Annotated in this window: 17 protein-coding genes and 2 pseudogenes; 1 reads left to right on the top strand and 18 read right to left on the bottom strand. The window is 33.1% G+C overall.

What is annotated here, in order from left to right:
- Positions 1–10: 10 nt before the first annotated feature.
- The 8 genes and pseudogenes from Q428_RS10695 to Q428_RS10655 all read right to left on the bottom strand — a co-directional run bounded on the left by Q428_RS10695 (position 11) and on the right by Q428_RS10655 (position 8,782).
- Positions 11–925, bottom strand: a complete 915-nt coding sequence (locus Q428_RS10695) for an ABC transporter permease (RefSeq protein ID WP_035380797.1) — start codon at positions 923–925, stop codon at positions 11–13.
- Between the two features lie 12 nt (positions 926–937).
- Positions 938–1,858 (bottom strand): ABC transporter permease, encoded by a 921-nt coding sequence (locus Q428_RS10690; RefSeq protein WP_035380796.1) that lies wholly within the window; start codon positions 1,856–1,858, stop codon positions 938–940.
- A gap of 599 nt (positions 1,859–2,457) precedes the next feature.
- Entirely contained in the window at positions 2,458–4,089 is a 1,632-nt protein-coding gene (locus tag Q428_RS10685; RefSeq protein ID WP_035380795.1) for a peptide ABC transporter substrate-binding protein, read from the bottom strand.
- 57 nt (positions 4,090–4,146) lie between these two features.
- Positions 4,147–5,132, bottom strand: a pseudogene (locus tag Q428_RS10680) (ABC transporter ATP-binding protein).
- Positions 5,132–6,142, bottom strand: coding sequence for an ABC transporter ATP-binding protein (locus Q428_RS10675; RefSeq protein WP_035380793.1), 1,011 nt, complete (start codon positions 6,140–6,142; stop codon positions 5,132–5,134). The pseudogene Q428_RS10680 and the gene Q428_RS10675 overlap by 1 nt, the downstream one beginning before the upstream one ends.
- A gap of 10 nt (positions 6,143–6,152) precedes the next feature.
- The gene (locus Q428_RS10670; RefSeq protein ID WP_035380791.1) at positions 6,153–7,073 is read right to left on the bottom strand and encodes an ABC transporter permease; all 921 of its coding nucleotides are present in this window, start codon (positions 7,071–7,073) and stop codon (positions 6,153–6,155) included.
- A gap of 11 nt (positions 7,074–7,084) precedes the next feature.
- On the bottom strand, positions 7,085–8,005 hold the full coding sequence (locus tag Q428_RS10665; protein WP_035380789.1) for an ABC transporter permease: 921 nt from the start codon (positions 8,003–8,005) through the stop codon (positions 7,085–7,087).
- 540 nt (positions 8,006–8,545) lie between these two features.
- On the bottom strand, positions 8,546–8,782 hold the full coding sequence (locus Q428_RS10655; RefSeq protein ID WP_035380785.1) for a hypothetical protein: 237 nt from the start codon (positions 8,780–8,782) through the stop codon (positions 8,546–8,548).
- 251 nt (positions 8,783–9,033) lie between these two features.
- Here Q428_RS10655 and Q428_RS10650 point away from each other — a divergent pair, with 251 nt between their 5' ends.
- Complete coding sequence (locus tag Q428_RS10650; RefSeq protein WP_035380811.1) at positions 9,034–9,906, top strand: hypothetical protein; 873 nt, start codon at positions 9,034–9,036, stop codon at positions 9,904–9,906.
- Positions 9,907–9,977: 71 nt separating this feature from the next.
- Here the strand turns inward: Q428_RS10650 and Q428_RS10645 are convergent, their stop codons facing one another.
- The 10 genes and pseudogenes from Q428_RS10645 to ligA form a co-directional block, all read right to left on the bottom strand.
- Complete coding sequence (locus tag Q428_RS10645) at positions 9,978–11,366, bottom strand: hypothetical protein (RefSeq protein ID WP_035380783.1); 1,389 nt, start codon at positions 11,364–11,366, stop codon at positions 9,978–9,980.
- Positions 11,356–12,366: a sensor histidine kinase gene (locus Q428_RS10640; protein WP_242847828.1), complete on the bottom strand. Its 1,011-nt coding sequence runs from the start codon at positions 12,364–12,366 to the stop codon at positions 11,356–11,358. The genes Q428_RS10645 and Q428_RS10640 overlap by 11 nt, the downstream gene beginning before the upstream one ends.
- The gene (locus Q428_RS16050) at positions 12,345–12,548 is read right to left on the bottom strand and encodes a hypothetical protein (protein ID WP_242847827.1); all 204 of its coding nucleotides are present in this window, start codon (positions 12,546–12,548) and stop codon (positions 12,345–12,347) included. Before Q428_RS16050 ends, Q428_RS10640 begins: the two co-directional genes overlap by 22 nt.
- A 20-nt stretch (positions 12,549–12,568) precedes the next feature.
- On the bottom strand, positions 12,569–12,757 hold the full coding sequence (locus Q428_RS16045) for a hypothetical protein (RefSeq protein ID WP_242847826.1): 189 nt from the start codon (positions 12,755–12,757) through the stop codon (positions 12,569–12,571).
- Positions 12,758–12,772: 15 nt separating this feature from the next.
- Entirely contained in the window at positions 12,773–13,465 is a 693-nt protein-coding gene (locus Q428_RS10635; protein WP_035380781.1) for a response regulator transcription factor, read from the bottom strand.
- A 221-nt stretch (positions 13,466–13,686) separates the two neighbouring features.
- A pseudogene (gene gatB, locus Q428_RS10630) lies at positions 13,687–15,113 on the bottom strand (Asp-tRNA(Asn)/Glu-tRNA(Gln) amidotransferase subunit GatB).
- A gap of 11 nt (positions 15,114–15,124) precedes the next feature.
- Positions 15,125–16,576 carry an Asp-tRNA(Asn)/Glu-tRNA(Gln) amidotransferase subunit GatA gene (gene gatA / locus Q428_RS10625; protein ID WP_035380779.1) on the bottom strand — a complete coding sequence of 484 codons (1,452 nt, stop codon included), beginning with the start codon at positions 16,574–16,576 and terminating at the stop codon, positions 15,125–15,127.
- A 10-nt stretch (positions 16,577–16,586) separates the two neighbouring features.
- Positions 16,587–16,874, bottom strand: a complete 288-nt coding sequence (gatC, locus tag Q428_RS10620) for an Asp-tRNA(Asn)/Glu-tRNA(Gln) amidotransferase subunit GatC (protein ID WP_035380777.1) — start codon at positions 16,872–16,874, stop codon at positions 16,587–16,589.
- 141 nt (positions 16,875–17,015) lie between these two features.
- Positions 17,016–17,282 (bottom strand): hypothetical protein, encoded by a 267-nt coding sequence (locus Q428_RS10615; protein ID WP_035380775.1) that lies wholly within the window; start codon positions 17,280–17,282, stop codon positions 17,016–17,018.
- Positions 17,279–19,276, bottom strand: a complete 1,998-nt coding sequence (gene ligA, locus Q428_RS10610; RefSeq protein ID WP_035380809.1) for an NAD-dependent DNA ligase LigA — start codon at positions 19,274–19,276, stop codon at positions 17,279–17,281. The genes Q428_RS10615 and ligA overlap by 4 nt, the downstream gene beginning before the upstream one ends.
- Positions 19,277–19,283 lie beyond the last annotated feature (7 nt).

Below are 19,283 nucleotides of genomic sequence, written 5' to 3'. Positions count from 1 at the left end.
TCCCCCCTTACTACTTACGCATCTTAGGATCTAGTGCATCTCTTAATCCATCACCTAATAGCTGGAATGCGAATAATGTTAAACATATTGCTCCTGCTGGGAAGAACAGCTGATATGGATATATTAAATACACCTGTAATGCTTCTGAAGTTAATGTTCCCCATGAAGCCATAGGAGCTGATACCCCAAGACCTATAAAGCTTAAGAATGATTCAGTAAATATTGCAGAAGGTATTGATAAAGTTAATGTAACTATTATTGGTCCCATACTGTTTGGTATTAAATGTCTTAAAAGTATTCTTGTATTAGAAGCCCCCAGTGTTCTTGCTGCAAGAACAAACTCCTGTTGTTTCAAAGCTAAAACCTGTGCTCTTACTATTCTTGCCATACCCACCCAGTAAGATATTGCAAGGGCAATTATTATACTCTTAAGTCCTGCTCCCATAACTGTCATAAGCAAAATAACGTATATCATAGTTGGTATAGAATAAAGAATATCTATAATTCTCATCATCACGTTGTCTACCCAACCGCCAAAGTATCCTGCTATTCCACCATACAGAACACCAATGGTAAGATTTAGAATACTAGCAACATAACCTACTGTAAGTGATATTCTAGCTCCGTATAAGATTCTGACAAAAATATCTCTACCGAAATTATCAGTTCCAAACCAGTGAGTTCCGCTAGGACCTTGATTTTGTATGGCAAAATCCTGTGAGTAATAGTTATATTTTGATAGCATTGGTCCAAAAATCGCAACTAAGGTTATAAATATTACGAAGAAAAGACCACCCATAGCCAATTTGTTCATCTTTAGTCTTCTCCAAGCATCCTGCCAATAGGTAAGGCTTGGTCTAACGATTTTATTTAAATCCCTTTCATCTTTGGGAACTCGTTCAAATAAATCTTTAGTTATTTCCATGTGTCCCCCTCCTTAGCCTTCAAGTTTAATTCTTGGGTCAATTACAGCATATAACAAGTCAACTAAAAAGTTCATTCCAATCAATAGTGAACTGTAAAATACTGTTACCCCCAGAGTTGTTGTATAATCTCTATTTGAAATACTTGTAACAAACTCTCTTCCAAGACCTGGAATACTAAAGATTGATTCTACAACGAAACTTCCTGTAAGTACCCCAGCTATTAATGGTCCTAAATAAGTTACAACTGGTATTAGTGCGTTTCTAAGAGCATGTTTATATATTACTACCTGTCTGGACATACCCTTTGCCTTTGCTGTTCTAATGTAGTCCTGTCTTATAACATCAAGAATACTTGATCTTGTCAGTCTTGTTACAACTGCCAGTGAGTGAAGTCCAATTGCTATGGCTGGCATAATGTAATACTCTGGTCCATCAAACCCAATAGCTGGTAAAACACCTAGCTTAACAGCAAATATATATATTAAAAACGTAGATAAAACATAACTAGGCACCGTAACACCTATGGTTGAGACAACCAAGCTGGCACTATCCTGCCACTTACCCTGATTAAGGGCTGCAGCTATACCGAATAAGATACCTAAAACAACAGAAAAGGAAACTGCTACAAGTCCTAATTTTGCTGTTGCAGGGAAAGAGTATGAAATAACGTCATTAACTGTTCTACCTTCATATTTCATACTTGGACCTAATTGTCCTTTTAAAAGATTTTTCATGTACATTGCATATTGTTCTGATACAGGTTTGTCTAATCCAAACTTTGCCTCTAAATTTGCCTTAACTTGTGGCGGCAGAGCCTTTTCCCCATCAAATGGTCCTCCTGGTATTGCACGCATTAAAAAAAACGTTACAGTAACAACCACCCAAAGGGTTATGATACTTGCAAAAATTCTTTTAAGAATATAATTTAGCATTCTTTCTCCTCCCTACTTTCTTTTAAATAATGTTCCCCCTTAGCAAAATTAGAAAATTTCAAAAATAAGTTATTTATATATTAAATTATTTATTTATCATTTGCAACAAAATTTTTTATATTTTACGACAATTACAGTTGATACAATAGATAATTTCATTGATTTTCGCAGAAAATAAGGCATTTTTTTAAATTTATTTTAATTTAAATTTAACTAAATGTAGATTTTTCTTTAAGTATACTATAATTTTTCTGAAATTTCACATTCATTTTTATCGCATATTTTTACATATCTTTACATGTGAAATTTATTTTTTAACAATATCCATATTGTTTATAATTATTCACTATATTTCTTATTTTGATTGTAATTAATGTATTTTATACACAATGACATATAATGAACAAATTATTCATTCATATAACTGAAAATTTAGATATATTAATTTTTTGAATATTGTTTACAATTAATTTATTATCTTCTTTTTGTATCGTGTAACTGAATTTTCTCATTCGAATAAATCAAAAATAATAAAGAAGGAAAGTTGGTTTAAAAAACCATCTCTCCTTCTTTATTATTGTTTACTTTTAATTAATTTATTACTTTTTTAAACTTTCATCTATATATACACGGTCAAAATAAACATTACCCATTGGAGTCTTTATAACCCCTTTAACGTATGGCTTTATACATACATTATTTGTATAGAAATAAATTGGAGCTATAGGCATATCTGTCATTAAAGTCTTTTCAGCTTCATGGAGATATTGCATTCTTGTTTCTTTATTAGCTTCTTTCTTAGCCTTAGCCACATAATCATCGTAAACAGGGTTATTGTATTTTGGATCGTTCAGATCTGATTTGGATAAGAATAAATCTATAAATGTCATTGGATCCATGTAGTCACCTATCCAACCACCTCTTGCTATTTGATAATCTCCTGCTTTTCTTGTATTCTGGAATACTTTCCATTCCTGGTTAGCCAATTTAACGTTTATTCCTAAATTTTTCTTCCACATATCTTGAATCGCTTCAGCAACCTTCTTGTGAGCTTCACTTGTGTTATATAAATAAGTTACTTCTGGGAATCCCTTTCCATCAGGATATCCAGCTTCTGCAAGAAGTTTCTTTGCTTCTTCTACATTACCCTCAGCTGGGTAGAAATCTCCACCCTTTACTCTGAACTCTGTTGTTCCATCAGCATCATATATTCCATATGGTACAAAGGCAGTTGCAGGCTTTTGTCCTCCCTTTAATGCTGCGTCTATAATTGGTTGTCTGCTGAATGCAAGAGCTAAGGCTCTTCTAACCTTTGGATTATCAAAAGGTGCCTTTTTAGTGTTAAACATTATATAGTATGTTCCAAGATATGGGAATGTCTGTAGATCTCCACTGTTCTTCAACCTTTCCATATCACTAGCTGGAGGAGCTTCAAAGAAATCAATTTCCCCTTTTTCATATGATACTAGTGCTGATGATGCCTCTACAACCATTACCCATGTCATACTAGTTAATTTTACATTTTTTTCATCCCAGTAATTCTTATTTTTTTCAAACTCCATTGCATCATTATGAGACCATGTTTTTAAAACAAATGGGCCGTTTCCTATGTATGTTTCTGGTTTTGTTGCCCATGTGTCCTTGTTTGCTTCAACAATATCCTTTCTAACTGGCATTAAAGTTGCGAATGCACAAAGCTCTAAGAAATATGGTGTTGGAGCTTCAAGGGTTACCTTTAGTGTATAATCATCAACAACTTCTATTCCTAAATCTTCAACATTTGCCTTTCCTTCAAAATATGCCTGAGCATTCTTTATATAAAGGAGCTGTGAAACATATGGAGCTGCTGTTTCTGGATTTAATACTCTCTTCCATGCGTATTCAAAATCCTTAGCAGTTACAGGTTGACCATCCGACCATTTTGCATCTTTTCTTAAATGGAAGGTATATACCAATTGGTCATCGGAAACATCCCAGCTTTCTGCAACACCAGGTTTTACCTTACTGTTTTCATCAAGTCTTGTAAGTCCTTCAAAAACTGCGTTTATTACGTTTCCACCATCTACCGCTTCATTGAAAGCAGGATCGATTGTATCTGGCTCAGCACCAAGATTATAAATTATCTTTTGATTTGCATCGGAGCCACTCTTACCGCATCCTGAAAACATTGAAACAATCATAAGTACGCCAAGCAATGCTGCTAAAACTTTGACAAGGTTTTTCTTTTTCATAATAACCCCCCTTTAAAATTTAACCTTTATATAAATTAAAAGGTTTCATAATTAAATTCAGCTGAATAAATGACAAGCTACATAATGTTCCCCACCCATATCTTTAAACTCAGGTTGTTTTTCAGCACATATAGGTTTGGCATATTTACATCTAACCCTAAATCTGCATCCAGGCGGAGGATCTATTGGTGATGGTATTTCTCCTTCAAGAAGGATTCTCTTTCTTCCTTCACTTTCATCTGGATCAGGTATTGGTATTGCAGATAGCAGAGCCTGGGTGTATGGATGCAAAGGTTTTGTGTAAAGTTCGTTACTTTCAGCCATTTCTACCATCTTTCCAAGATACATAACACCTACCCTGTTAGAAATATGTTTAACCATAGATAAGTCATGGGCAATAAATAAGTATGTAAGTCCTAATTGTTCCTGGAGATCTTCAAGCATGTTTACAACCTGGGCCTGAATTGAAACATCCAAAGCGGATATAGGCTCATCACAGACAATAAATTCTGGCTGTACTGCAAGTGCTCTGGCTATACCAATTCTTTGCCTTTGTCCTCCTGAGAACTCATGTGGGTATCTACTTGCATGCTCAGCATTTAATCCTACTTTATCTAATAAATAATGTATTCTTTCCAATCTTTCTTTTTTATTCATAAGTTTATGTATATCAATAGATTCACCTATAATATCTCCAACAGTCATTCTTGCATCTAATGAAGCATATGGGTCCTGAAAGATTATCTGCATTTTCCTTCTATAATGAAGCATTGCATTTGGATTTAACTTTGTTATATCTTTGCCATCATAAATAATACTACCACCTGTGGGTTCATATAATTTAAGTACGGTTCTTCCGCATGTCGTTTTTCCACAGCCGGATTCTCCCACTAATCCAAGGGTTTCACCCCTTCTTATTTGAAAGGAAACATCATCAACTGCTTTTACAAAACTTGTACTTTTTGCAAAGAAGCCCTTTTTTACAGGAAAAATTTTTTCAGGTTCTTTATCTCTATTAAATTCTTAGCTCCATCACTTCCCATTATTCTCTCCCCCTTCCTAGAGAAGGTATTGTTCTTGGTGCATCAGGATGATTGAGCCAACATGCCGATCTATGACCTTCATTGATCTCAAAGTATGGTGGCTGTTTTTCTGCACATATCTTCATGGCGAATTGACATCTCGGAGTGAATGGACAACCTATTGGCGGCTGTATCAAATCAGGCGGCTGACCATCTATAGGTTTTAACCTCTCTTTAACAAGGGTTTTAGGATTTGGTACACTCTTAAGTAGCCCTAATGTATAAGGATGGGCTGTTCTATAAAAAATATCTCTCTTATCACCACTCTCTACAATAATCCCACCATACATCACATTTATTCTATTACACAAGTCTGCCACCACCCCAAGATCATGGGTAATTAATATGATTGATGTATTAATTTTATTCTTTAATTCCTTCATCAATTCCAGAATTTGCGCCTGTATAGTAACATCTAGGGCAGTAGTTGGTTCATCAGCAATAACTAATTTGGGGTCACAAGCAAGGGCCATAGCTATCATAACCCTTTGCCTCATTCCACCGGAGAACTCATGTGGATATTGTTTTAATCTTTTCTCAGCCTCAGGAATGCCAACTAACCTTAAAAGCTCTATTGCTTTTTTACTAGCTTCAGCTTTATTCATCTTTTTATGTCTGATAAGAGGTTCCCTTAACTGGTCTCCAATTGTAAAAACTGGATTCAGAGAAGTCATAGGATCTTGAAATATCATGCTAATCTCATTACCCCTGATTTTCAGCATCTCTTCGTTAGTTAATTTTGTCAGATCCCTACCTTCAAAATACGCATTCCCTTTTTTAATTTTCCCCGTATCTGTTAATAATCTTAATATAGACATCATTGTTACACTTTTACCACAACCCGACTCCCCAACAATACCAATAGCTTCGCCTCTATCAAGGTCAAAACTGATACCCCTAACAGCCTTAACCTCCCCTGCATAAGTAAAAAACGATGTATGTAAATCCTGCACCTTAAGCAACTTTTCCATTTTATCCCCCCTACTTTCTCATCTTCGGATCAAGTGCATCCCTTAATCCATCACCAAATAAGTTAAAAGCAAGCATCATGATGCACAATGTTAATGCCGGGAAGAGTAACTGGAAAAAATACGTTCTATAAGTGATTATTGCATCATTACACAAAACACCAAGGGACGCCATTGGCGCTGATACTCCAAGACCTATAAAACTTAGAAAAGCTTCTGTAAATATAGCTGAAGGGATTGCCATTGTTGCTGTTACTATGATAGGTCCCATGCTGTTTGGAACCAGATGTCTTAAAATTATTCTTCTGTTACTTGCTCCTAAGGCCCTTGCTGCTAATACAAACTCCTGCTGTTTTAAGGCAAGCATTTGTCCCCTTACAATTCTGGCCATTCCAACCCAATATGAAATTCCAAGAGCAATAAAGATGTTTTTTAATCCACTTCCAAATACAACCATTAAAAGAATTACATAAAGAACAGTTGGTACACTAAAAAGAACATCGACGATACGCATCATAATGTTATCAACATTCCCACCATAATATCCTGAAATACCTCCATATATTACTCCGATAAAAAATTCAAGAAATGCTGCTCCTATCCCAACCGCCAATGAAATTCTAGTTCCATATAGATTTCTTACAAACAAATCCCTTCCAAGCTCGTCAGTACCAAACCAATGTTCAGCTGAAGGAAACTGGTTACCCCCTGCTAAATCATTTGTTCTATAATCATATTTAGAGAACATTGGGCCAAATACTGCAATTATAATCATTAATACCAATATGACCAATGATATTATTGCCACCTTATTCTGTTTAAGCCTTCTCCAGGCATCCTGCCAGTATGTTAAGTTAGGTCTTACAATTTTATTGATTTCTTCCTTATCAACAGTTAGAGGTTCAAATAATCTGCTATCTATTCTTTCACTCATCTTTACACCCCCTAATTATCCAATTTTATTCTTGGATCAACAACTGCGTACAGAATATCAACTATTAGATTACACACAACTAACAAAACGCTATAAAAAACTGTTGTTCCAAGTATAGTTGTAAAATCTCTATTAGTTATACTCTCTACAAACTGTTTTCCAAGACCGGGTATTGTGAATATCTTTTCAATTACAAAACTACCTGTAAGAACTGCAGCTATCAGGGGTCCTAAATATGTTAATACTGGTATTAATGCATTTTTCAATGCATGTTTATATATAACTATTTTTTCAGGTATACCTTTAGCTCTGGCTGTTCTAATGTAATCCTGCCTTACTACATCTAAAAGACTTGATCTTGTTAGCCTTGAAATTATAGCTGTTGGTGAACCTGCTAAAGCAATTACCGGCAGCACGTAATGTAAAGGTGTTCCCCATCGCATAGTCGGGAACCACCCTAATTTCAAGCCGAATACATAAAGTAAAAGTGTTGCCAGAACAAAGCTTGGTACCGTTATCCCGATAGTTGCCAAAAACATAACTAAATTATCCTGCCATTTTCCCTGTTTCAGCGCTGAAATAATCCCAAAGGGTAGTCCAAGAAGCAATGAAAATATAACTGCAACTCCTCCCAATTGAGCTGATACTGGAAATCCAGTTTTTATAATCTCATTTACAGTCCTGCCTTCATATTTAAAAGATGGTCCTAAATCAAATTTGACAAGTCCTTTTAGATAATCACCATATTGCCACCATAAAGGTTTGTCAAGATTATATCTAGCCTCCATAGCTTTTTTTACTTTGTCTGGAACTTTCTTCTCCTTATCAAAAGGCCCACCAGGAATTAAATGCATTAAAATAAATGTGATAGTAATTACAACCCAAAGTGTAATTACACCAGAAATGATTCTTTTGACTATGTAATTTAACATCCACCACACCCCTTTTGTTTTATTTTGTTTAAAGTCAGGTTTTAAAGCTCCTTGACTTTAATTCACATCCTGACAAATAGTTTGTCCCAATAAATGTATATTTAAATTTTAGTATTTTTGTAATATTCAGTCAATTAATTTTTTTATTTTAATTTTCTTCAAATTATTACATTGCCTAAATATTAACTAATCTTCTACCTTGTACAATTCAATATAAAATGTGCTGATATCTTGCTTAAATGAATTTATTTTCTGAATATTGCATTTACAAAAAAATTACTTGATTTGTCGTAGAATATTTTTTAAGGAGAGAATATGTCAAAATTATCATTATTATCATTTAAACTTATCCAACTTCTTTTGAAACCCAAAAATTTTTTAACTATGTGAAAACAATCTAAAAGCTCCATTTTAAAACTTGTAAACATCCATAAATTTCTATGATTCCTGAATATTTTTTCTTCAAAATTCCCGCTGGTAAGATAAAATACCCTGTTAACTTCATACCTTTCAGATAAATTCATTAAATTCTCATAGTCATCAAAAAATAATGTCAGCTTTATGATATCTGAACAAATATTTTTTATTACCTCTCCAGGAAAGTATATCTACACATTCAGGTAATTGTTTTATTATTTTAAAATCATCATGTTTATAGGTTAATCTTTTTATATATACTGCAGTAAATTTTTTAACAGATATTCTTTTTATATACTTCATACCCTCATCAACAGCTTTTTTATTGAATTTATAATATATTAAATCAAGCAGTCTCATTAAATCACCTTCTTAAAACCCTATGCTTTAATAAAATATATGTTATAAAAATTAGACATATACTCTATCTTTTAAACTATAAATCTAGTAACATTTTATTCTTTAACTTTTTTGTAACCTCCATGAAATTTTTTTGTTACCCTTACAAATTGATATTTTTTTATAATTACTCATGTAATGATTATTTTAATCAGGGATCCCTTATAACATAAATCTATACTTATTAATGAATTTTTAAAGGAGTGTGTAAGATGAATAAAAAAATCTATAAGAAAATACTGCTTTTATCCCTCACTGGAATCTTAAGTTTTTCTACCTTTACATTTGCTGTTTCAAATAAAAATGAAACAAAATACCAGGTTGGTAACAAAATTTCTTTTAAAAACCTTAAATTAAAAAATAACACCTACATTATTGATTATAAATTTGAAGATGTTAACGGTGATAAAATTAAAGACCATCTTATATTAACTGGAGTTAAAGAAAAAAAACAGGATATTTTCTCAGATAATATAGATATTGTTATTGAAAACGGGAAAACACATAAGATAACATATGCAAATTTAAAGGATTTTTCAGGATACAACAGCAGCTTATTTATTGGGGATTTCTCAGGGGATAAAGTTAAAGATATATTTGTTTCTGCTGATACCGGTGGAAGCGGCGGTATCGTAAACCACACAATAGTAACTTTTAAAAATGATAAACCTGTTATCATTTTTTCTGAAGATAATAATGAAGGTCTAAAGCTTGAAGGAAAATTTATCGATGATTTTAAAGCAGAAATCACTAGTAATTTGATAAACAAAAAATTTATTATTGATGTAAGTGCAAACAAAAAAGAATATACAGAAACAAAAGTTTACACAAAGGACGGAAAAGAATCCTATTTATATGACGAAAGTGGCAAGGTTTTAACTGATTATACAGTATGGGGAACACCATTTTCTTTGTTAAAACCAATTGATTATGATGGTGATGGCACATACTCCCTTGAAGGTTATCAACGAATATCAGGAACATGTAATGCAGATACAATATCAAATGTTATATCTATCTGGTCATTTATCAACGGAAAATTGCAGCCTGTAAGTGCTGAATACAGTAATTTTTTAATTAAATAACACGATTTGTTAAAAGAACCCCTAAGAAATATCATTATTCCTTAGAGGTTCTTTTAAATTTAAATTTATATCTATTTTACCTTTCTTGCTGAATTATTTAAAAATACTTCCCTCCAATTTTCCACATAGTATTCTCCAAGGGCCCACTCTGCCATAATAATATCATTCTGTCCATTAATCTTTAGTATTTTCTTAGGCTTATCTGAAAGTTTTTTTCCTTCTATATTGTACATTTGTATTTCCTTGGGGGTAAAAACCACGGCTATATCTCCATTTGGAGAAGTAAATGCATCCTTTGCCTCTGGTATTTTGGATTTAATATATGCCCAGTTCATACATAAATCATCGTAGAAAACCATTTTATTTGAAGGTATTAACTGTAGATTAAAATCTGATACTTCCCTGTTGCTGTTGTTAACCCTTCCCTTTAAAATCCAGTGACCACTTTTACGTGAAAGGGTAAAATTACTTTCATCAATAGCTCTGTATACTTCTCCATCAGAAAATTTTAAAGCCTTTTCATAAAATATTCTCCTGCCATATTCCTTATATAAATCAGATATTTTTACTGAATTTTGAACATTTACTGCATCTATTGGATAATTTCTATAAATGAATCTATCATTGTCCTTTAATTCAAAGGAAATAAAATCGTTACCTAAAAAAACAATTCTGTTTATTGGCCATTCTTTCAATTTAATACCCTGTAACTTATTGTTTAATGGATAGATATTTAAATTTTCGTCATTAATATCTACTCTCCAAAAACCATTTTTCCTTGGAAATATTAAATCATTACTAACTAAAATTTCACCTATTTCTCCATTTTTACTAGAAAACAAGAATGTTTTATATATTTGTTTATTTCTATCCTTAGCTTTGTATGCAACACCTAATACTAATACTGAGGATTTCCCTTTAATTACTTTTTTTACATCTTCTTTATTTTGATTTTTTCCAACATACCTGCTTATTTCCTTTTCTGTAGTTTTGGATAACCTGTTAAGGTTAACAAAAATACCATTTATATTGACTATCAGTCTATCCTCATTCAATTTAATTACTTCAAAAAGATATTGTTTTTCAACTTTTACCGTTATAACCTGAACCTTTTTATTTTCAATCTTCAAATCCCCAGGCAGTATTTTATACTGATAAATAAAGTATTCATCTGCATTAACAACTTTTAAGCTGTACTGTGGATTATAATAATATTCTTCCCCTATTATGACAAAATCTCTGCTAAATACTGCTGTTTTTCCATTAAATTTCTGAATATCTGACTCTTTATCTTTGGGGTAACTATAGTTAAGCTTACTGATTAACCATTCTCCTGTTATAGATATTCTATTGTTTTCTGGGGGCATTGTATTGCTGCTTATATCATTGGGAGCTTTGCAGGAAGAAAAAAGCACTATTAAACTTGAAATCAATATTATATGTATCACTTTATTCTTCATAATTAGCCTCCGTGTAAGGAAGTCTTATCACAACTTCTGTACCTTGGTTAACTTTACTTTTTATATCAAGTATACCACCATGCTGCCTGATTATCTCATCACAAATAGCAAGGCCTATACCATTTTTAGATTTACTGCTCTTTCCTTTAAAAAATTTATCCTTAACATATGGAAGCTCATCCTCAGGTATACCAGCACCGTTGTCTTTAATTTTTATATATATATAATCATCTTCAACATAATAATCTACTATTATATTTCCTCCACTTTTAGTAAACCTGATGGCGTTATCTATAATATTTATAAAAACCTGTTTTATTTTATCTAAATCAGCAAATAAGTATACTTCGTCATTTAAAGTATTTATCAAAAGATTAATTCCTGCTTCATTTACCCTGGGTTCAAGCTGTTTCTTTATGTTTTTAATAAAACCTAAAAGCTGAAATCTGGTTTTTGATAATTTATTTCCCCTTGAAATGAAGCTTGAAAGGTTTAAAAGCTCCTCTACCATAGAAGTTAATCTGTCACTTTCGTTCTCAATTATATCAAGACCGGTAGTTAAGATCTCTTTGTCTTCTAAATCTCCAGTTTTCAAAGTTACTGCCCAGCCTTTAATAGATGTCAGTGGAGTTCTAAGTTCATGGGAAACTGAAGAAATAAATTCGTCTTTAATTTTATCCCTTTTTAAAATTTCTTCTGACATATAATTAAAAGTTTCAGCTAATTTTCCTATTTCATCATTGTACCTTTTTATACTTTTCGCTTTAAAATCGCCACCAGCCATTTTTTCTGCAGCTGAAGTTAACTCCTTAATTGGTCTAACTATACCATCAGCTATTTTAATACTTATCATTCCCGATACAATAAGGACGAAAAAACCAATAAATATTATCATCAATGAAATCTTTAATATCTGGTTATTTACCTGTCTTAAAGAGGTTATAAAGCAAATTACGCCCTCTATTTTCTCACTGCTCTTTAAAGGTGAATAAACAGCCATAATTTCTGAATTATCATAATCCACTGTTCCAGTATATGTATTGATTTCCCCTGAAAGGCCTTTTTAACCCCTGTATTCTGCCAATCCTTAATATTATCAACTCCAATTGAATCCATTAAGAGCTTTCCATCCTTATCATAAATCTGTACCTGGATTGTCTCATCTCTATAGAAAAAATCCACACTATCCAGTATGTTCTGTTCTAAATCTGTATATGAAAAATATTTTCATATAATTCAGTTGACATATTGATTTTATTAACAAGAATCTCTTCAACACTTCTGTAAAAATAATTTCTTACTGCAAAAATAAAAAATCCTTCTATTGTTAAAACAGTTATAATTATAATAAATAAAAAACTTCCTAGAAGTTTACCTCTTATACTCTTCATTAAAATCACCAAATTTTATATTTTTTTAAACCTGTATCCTACTCCCCAAACCGTTTCTATATAAACAGGTGCAGCTGGGTCATCCTCAATCTTAGTTCTAATTCGCCTTATATTTACATCAACAATTTTTGCGTCTCCTACAAAATCATAGCCCCAGACATTATTTAAAATATCATCCCTTGAAAATGCTTTTCCTGGATTATTGATAAACAATTCCATAATGGAATATTCCGTTGGAGTCATTTCTATTTCACTGTTATTTTTAAAAATCTTTTTTGAATAACCATCTAATTTGAATATACCATAATTTATAATTTCACTGATATCTTTTGTTTTTTCCATTCTTCTTAATATTGCTTTTATTCTCAAGATTAGTTCCAAAGGATTAAAGGGCTTTACTAAATAATCATCTGCACCAGATTTTAATCCATTTATTTTATCTATATCCTGTCCCCTTGCTGTTAACATAATTATGCCAGTTTTATCGTCCTTTTCTCTTAAAGTTTTACAAACCTGAAAACCATCAATACCTGGAAGCATAACATCCAAAACAGCCACATCAAGATTTATTTTTCTTATTTTTTCTAATGCCTCTTCCCCACTAGAAGCTTCAATGACTTCAAAATTTTCCCTCTCAAGATTTATTTTTATAAATTTTCTTATATAATCCTCATCTTCAACAATTAAAATTCTATTTTTGTTATTCATTTTTATAACCACCTGCCAGTCAAAATATAACACCATCCAGAATTAATAATACAACTTTTATATTTCTACTTCAACAATTAGCAATGTGGAGTATATACTTAATGTTATGGTTATTCTTTTGCTTTTTTTCTTTCTTTACTTGTAATAAGAAATTCACTTGTTTTTCAATCATATAGATAGATTTTCAAAAAAACAGCTTACCTTATGTAAGCTGTTTTCTACTATCTCTTATTAAGTTCAGCCTCTAATAGCTGATTTACCAGCTGTGGATTTGCTTTTCCTTTAGAAGCCTTCATAACCTGGCCAACTATAAAGCCATAGCCTTAGTTTTGCCATTTTTAAAATCAATTACCGACTGAGGATTTTCATCTAAAACTTTATTGATTATCTCAATAATAGCTCCTTCATCTGAAACCTGAACCATTCCCTTTTCTTCAACTATCTTCTCAGGATTGTTTCCTGTTTCAAACATTTCTTTAAATACCTTCTTAGCAATTGTTCCTGAGATTGTGCCCTTATTTATAAGCTCTATAAGCTTAACCAAGTCAGCAGGTCTAAATTTAACATCATCAATTTCAAGCATTTTATCATTTAGTGTTCTTAACAGTTCTCCCATCATCCAGTTACTTACTTCCTTTGGATTTCCACCTTCAGCAACACATGCTTCAAAAAATGCTGCCAGTGATTTTGACATTGTTAAAATCATTGCATCATATTCTGGAAGACCAAGTTCTTTAACGTATCTTGTCTTTTTCTGTTCAGGAAGTTCTGGAAGGCTTTCCTTAACCCTGTTTATCCATTCATCATCAACTGACAGGGAGATAATATCTGCATCTGGAAAATATCTGTAATCATGGGCATGTTCCTTACTTCTCATTGATACTGTCTCTAACCTGGATTCATCCCATCTTCTTGTTTCCTGAACTATATCTTCTCCATTTTCCACTGCTTTTATTTGTCTTTTTATTTCATATTCTATAGCCTTTTCTACTGCTCTAAAGGAGTTCATATTTTTTATTTCCACCTTAACCCCAAACTCCTCTGAGCCTTCTGGTCTTATAGATACATTGGCATCACATCTTAAAGAGCCTTCTTCCATTTTACAGTCTGATACACCCACATATTGAAGTATAGCCTTTAATTTTTCAAGATATTCCTTAGCTTCCTGAGGTGTTCTCATGTCTGGTGATGATACTATCTCTATCAATGGAACTCCGGCACGGTTAAAATCATAATATGAACCATCCACCCTGTGGAATCCCTTTCCTGTATCTTCTTCTATATGAATTCTATGTATTCTGATTTTCTTTTCTCCATCTTCACCTGCAACCTCTATATATCCATCTGTGCAAAGTGGTGTTTCATCCTGAGTTATCTGGTAATTTTTAGGGCAATCAGGATAGAAATAATTTTTTCTAGCCATGTATGTCTCTTTATTTATAGTACAGTTTAAAGCAAGACCTGCCTTAATTGCATAGTTCACAGCTTCTTTATTTAAAACCGGAAGTGATCCTGGAAGTCCTAAACATACAGGACAACAGTGATTATTAGTATCTCCTCCGAATTCTGTTGTACATGAACAATACATCTTTGTTTTTGTTGCCAGCTCAACATGAACTTCTAGCCCAATTATAGCTTCGTATTTCATATCTGCACCTCCTATATTGTTGGTCTGACCTTATGGTGGTCAGTTGCCTGTTCAAAGGCATGTGCAACTTTTAGTAAAGTACCTTCTTCAAAGTAGTTACCTATAAATTGAAGTCCTGCTGGGAGTCCTTTTATAAAACCTGCTGGTACGGAAACTCCTGGCACTCCTGCAATATTCACAGGAACTGTATAAATATCTGAAAGATACATTTCAAGAGGATTTGCCGTCTTCTCACCAAACTTAAATGCAACTGATGGAGAAGTTGGTGAAACTATTACATCTACTTCCTTGAAGGCTTCTTTGTATTCATTAATTATTCTTGTTCTAACTCTTAATGCCTTTTTATAATATGCATCATAATATCCTGCAGATAAAGCATATGTTCCAAGCATTATTCTTCTCTTTACTTCATCTCCAAAACCCTCTGTTCTTGACTTTACATATATATCTATGGCATCAGTGAATTCCTTTGCCCTATATCCATATCTTATCCCATCAAATCTTGCGAGATTAGAACTTGCCTCTGAGCTTGCCAATATGTAATAAACTGCAAGTGCATATTCTGATAAGGGAAGGCTTATTTCCTTTATCTCAGCACCTAAACTCTTTAAAACATCTATTGCCTCCATCATACATTTTCTCATATCCTCAGGCACACCTTCACCAAAGTATTCCTTTGGCATACCTATCCTCATGCCCCTGATATCCTTTGTTAAAAATTTCGTATAATCAGGCACTTCAACCTTTGCACTTGTAGAATCCATTGGATCATGTCCTGCAAGGGTATTCATAACTATTGCACAATCCTCTACATCCTTTGTAAATGGACCAATCTGATCAAGTGATGATGCAAAGGCAACAAGTCCATATCTTGAAACCCTTCCATATGTAGGCTTAAAACCTACAAGTCCGCAAAGTGAAGCAGGTTGTCTAATTGAGCCACCTGTATCAGAACCTAATGAATAATAAACCTCCCCAGCTGCAACTGAAGCAGCAGAACCTCCTGATGAACCACCAGGAACTCTTTCCAAGTCATATGGATTTTTTGTAAGCTTAAATGCTGATGTTTCAGTTGAAGACCCCATTGCAAACTCGTCCATATTTGCCTTTCCTACAATTACAGCTCCATTTGCCTTAAGTCTTTCAACTACAGTAGCATCATATGGTGAAAGGAAACCCTCCATCATTCTTGAGGAACATGTACTTATTGTTCCCTTCATACACATATTATCCTTTAATGCCATAGGTATTCCAGCAAGATCTGGAAGTGTTTCCCCTGCCTGAAGCTTTTTATCAACTTCCCTTGCCGCCTCCAAAGCTTTATCAGCTTCAATGCTTACGAAGGCACCAAGTTTATCATCAATTTCATTTATTCTTTTAAGTGAATTCTCAGTTACCTCAACAGCTGTAACCTCTTTTTTTCTTAACAAGTCCCTTATCTCATGTATGGTTTTTCGATGCATCGTATCCCTCCTATTCTATAACCTTTGGTACTTTAAACAGATTATCTTCCTTTTCAGGTGCATTTAAAAGTGCTTCTTCTCTATCTAATGAAGGTCTTACAATATCCTCTCTTAAAGCATTAAACATTGGGAAGGGATGAATGCTTATTTCAACTCCTTCAGTATCAACCTCAGATAACTTTTCAACATAACCTAAAATTCCATTTAAATCCTGAGTGAATTTCTGCATTTGCTGCTCATTGAACTCCAATCTTGCAAGCTTTGCAACATATTCAACATCTTTGATTGTTACTGCCATTATATCCCGCCTTTCTTCAGTTTTTATATAAAATATATAATAGCAAATATTATAACATAAATGGTTATATAACTAACACAGTTATGTTAAAAATTCATAAAATTATAACACTTAATTGTAGCTCCAATACATATTTCATAATCAATATATTCCTAAGACTACAAAGACAAGGAAAATCCCTGCTATAATTGTGCAGTAGAAAAAATTCTTTTTACCATCCTCTGCATAGTTATTGTAAAGATTATTGACACCCCACATAAAAAAGGTTACAGCCAGACTTATCTGTAATGGTTTTAAACTGGACAATGCAGGCATATATGCCAATCCGAATAAAACAATTATAGTGCACAAAGTAAGTAAAAGTGAAAAAATAAACATTATCCATGTCAGATAATCTAAAATTTTCATACTTTATCACCTTCATTAACCATTATTTCAAACTCATCTTCTGAAATGATTTTAACACCAAGCTCCTGGGCTTTCTTTAATTTACTTCCTGCTTCTTCACCTGCTAACACAAAGCTTGTTTTCTTTGAGACACTTGATGAAACTTTTCCTCCGAGGGATTCAATTATTTCCTGGGCTTCATTCCTTGTATATTTTGATAATGTACCAGTAAGAACAAAGGTTAATCCCTTAAATATTTCACTTTGATCAGTATTTTTAGATTTTAACTCAAAGTTTAAACCAGCAGAACGGAACTTCTCTATTAACTCAATATTGTGAACTTCTTTAAAGAAAGATACTATGCTCTCTGCCATTTTATTTCCTATTTCATCTACTGAAATAAGTTCCTCATATGACGCTTTCATTAAATTATCTATTGACTTAAAAGCCTTTGCCAGATTTTTAGCCCCTTTGCTTCCAATAAATCTGATTCCTAGACCAAAAATAAATTTATCTATATCATTATCCTTAGTTTTTTGTATTGAGTTTATCAGGTTTTGGGCAGATTTTTTGCCCATCCTTTCCAGATTAATAACATCTTCAAACTTCAAATAATATAAATCCGCAGCATTTTTAATAAGATTGTTCTCTAACAATAAATTTATTATCTGAGGCCCCAAACCTTCTATATTCATTGCATCCCTTGAAGCAAAGTGAATTATACTTCTTTTTAGCTGAGCCGGACATGAAATATTAGTACACCTTGCCGCTGCCTCTCCATCTTCCCTGACAACATCTCCACCACATTCTGGACACTTTTCAGGCATTTTAAATTCTACCTCATCCCCTGTTCTTTCCTCAAAAACAACTTCTACAACCTCTGGAATTATTTCACCAGCCTTTTGTATAACTACATAATCCCCAATTCTTATGTCCTTTTCCCTTATATAATCTTCGTTATGAAGTGTTGCTCTTGATACAGTTGAACCTGCTATTCTGACGGGTTCTAAAACTGCAGTTGGAGTTACTGCCCCCGTTCTGCCAACCTGAAGTATGATATCCTTTAACTTTGTTTTCTTTTTCTCAGCAGGAAATTTATATGCAGCTGCCCACCTTGGAGTTTTTGCGGTTGTTCCAAGTATTTCCCTTTTATCCAGTTCATTTACCTTTATAACTACACCATCTATTTCAAAGGGAAGCTCTCCCCTTGTTTCTCCGATATTTTCTATAACCTTTATAACATCATCTATATTTTTGCATACATTTCGCCTTGGACTCACCTTAAATCCTATATCCTCTAAATAATCAAGGGCTTCTTTGTGGGTTGATATTTTAGTTCCTTCATACCTTTGAATATTAAATATAAATGCGTCTAAATTCCTTTCAGCAACAATCCTTGAATCCAGCTGCCTAAGTGAACCTGCTGCCGCATTTCTGGGGTTTGCAAATGTTGGCTGTTCAAGCTCTTCTCTTTGTGCATTGAGCTTTTCAAAGGTATCCTTTGACATATATACCTCTCCCCTTACTTCTAACAGGGACTTATCCTTGATTCTTAATGGGATACTTTTAATAGTCTTTACGTTTTGGGTAACATCTTCCCCAATATTACCGTCTCCCCTTGTTGCACCTCTCACTAATTCTCCATTTTCGTATAATAAAGAAACAGATAGCCCATCTATTTTAAGTTCAACAACATATTGAACCTCCCCAACAGCACCTTTAACCCTGTTATCCCATTCTCTTAACTCCTCAAAGCTGAATACATCCTGAAGACTCAGCATTGGGATAACATGCTGAACCTGTTTAAACTCCTTTAAAGGTTTACCTCCTACCCTTTGTGTAGGTGAGGTTTCACTTTGAAACTGAGGATACTCCTTTTCTAATTTTTTTAATTCATTCATAAGTTTATCATATTCGAAATCACTGATTTCTGGATTATCAAGTACATAATACCTGTGATTATGATATTCAATTAATTCCCTAAGCTCCTCTATTCGTTGTTTTACATCTTCCATTGTATCA

It is taken from the genome of Fervidicella metallireducens AeB (genome assembly GCF_000601455.1).
In the GTDB taxonomy this organism is placed as follows: Bacteria; Bacillota; Clostridia; order Clostridiales; family Caloramatoraceae; genus Fervidicella; species Fervidicella metallireducens.
The sequence above is the reverse complement of the archived record's forward strand: the minus strand, read 5'-3'. Positions and strand labels throughout refer to the sequence as shown.